The organism is Mesorhizobium sp. M7A.F.Ca.ET.027.03.2.1, assembly GCF_003999175.1.
Lineage (GTDB): Bacteria > Pseudomonadota > Alphaproteobacteria > Rhizobiales > Rhizobiaceae > Mesorhizobium.
This window is the reverse complement of the sequence record NZ_RZOM01001443.1, coordinates 1-1,152: the sequence shown is the minus strand read 5'-3', so window position 1 is coordinate 1,152 and position 1,152 is coordinate 1. Positions and strand designations below refer to the sequence as shown.

Here is a 1,152-nt window from a genome sequence, read left to right as displayed (position 1 = left end):
GCGCGGGGCAGATGCGGCCGGTGAACTCCGGGAAATTGTTGGTCGAATGCAGGTTGCGGATCGCGTTGTCCCAGTCGCCATTGTAGACGAGGTCATTCCAGTCCGGAATCTGGTTGTGGATCGGGCAACCGGTCGGCCCATGGCAGAACGGAATGCCGCAATCCATGCAGCGCGCGGCCTGTTTCTCGACCTCCTTGTCGGACATCGGCAGCGTGAATTCACGGAAATGCCGGATGCGATCGGAGGCCGGCTGGTACTTGTGCACCTGCCGGTCGATTTCGAGAAAGCCTGTTACCTTGCCCATAGTCCAGTTCCTGCTGTCCAGATGGTGCGGTTTTCGCCGCACCCGTTAACCCCTTGAGGCAGCCATGGCAACCTTGCGCCGGAGGTCAAACTGTCGATGAAGATGGGCCGGGAAGCTTGGGCTCCCCGGCAATTGCAAAGCCTATTCCGCCGCGACGCCCATGCGCATGCGTTCCATCTCGATCAGGGCGCGGCGGTATTCGACCGGCATGATCTTGCGGAACTTTGGCCGGAAAATCGTCCAGTCGTCGAGAATCTCGCGACCACGTACCGACCCGGTGTAATGCACATGGTTGGAAATCAGCTGGTAAAGCCGCTCCTCGTCATGGCTGGTCATGTCGCCGGAGACGTCGACGCGACCCTTGTGGTCAAGGTCGCCGCCATGGTGCAGCAGCCTTTCCATCAGATCGTCTTCTTCCGGAACCGGCTCCAGCTCGACCATCGCCATGTTGCAGCGCTCGGCGAAATCGCCCGCCTCGTCCAGCACATAGGCGACGCCGCCCGACATGCCGGCGGCGAAATTGCGGCCGGTCTTGCCGATGACGACGACGATGCCGCCCGTCATGTACTCGCAGCCATGGTCGCCGACGCCTTCGACGACCGCGGCGACGCCCGAATTGCGCACAGCGAAACGCTCGCCGGCGACGCCGGCAAAGTAGGCCTCGCCCTCGGTGGCGCCATAGAGCACCGTATTGCCGACGATGATGGACTCGGCGGCGACGATCTTGGCCTCTTCCGGCGGCCGGATGACGATGCGTCCGCCCGACAGGCCCTTGCCGACATAGTCATTGCCGGCGCCGACAAGCTCGAACGAGATGCCGCGCGCCAGGAAGGCGCCGAAGGACTGGC

At 63.0% G+C, this 1,152-nt stretch carries 2 pseudogenes; both read right to left on the bottom strand.

What is annotated here, in order from left to right:
• Positions 1-304: pseudogene (gene gltD / locus EN750_RS35445) on the bottom strand (glutamate synthase); the annotation flags it as partial.
• A 141-nt stretch (positions 305-445) separates the two neighbouring features.
• Positions 446-1,152: pseudogene (locus EN750_RS35440) on the bottom strand (glutamate synthase subunit alpha); the annotation flags it as partial.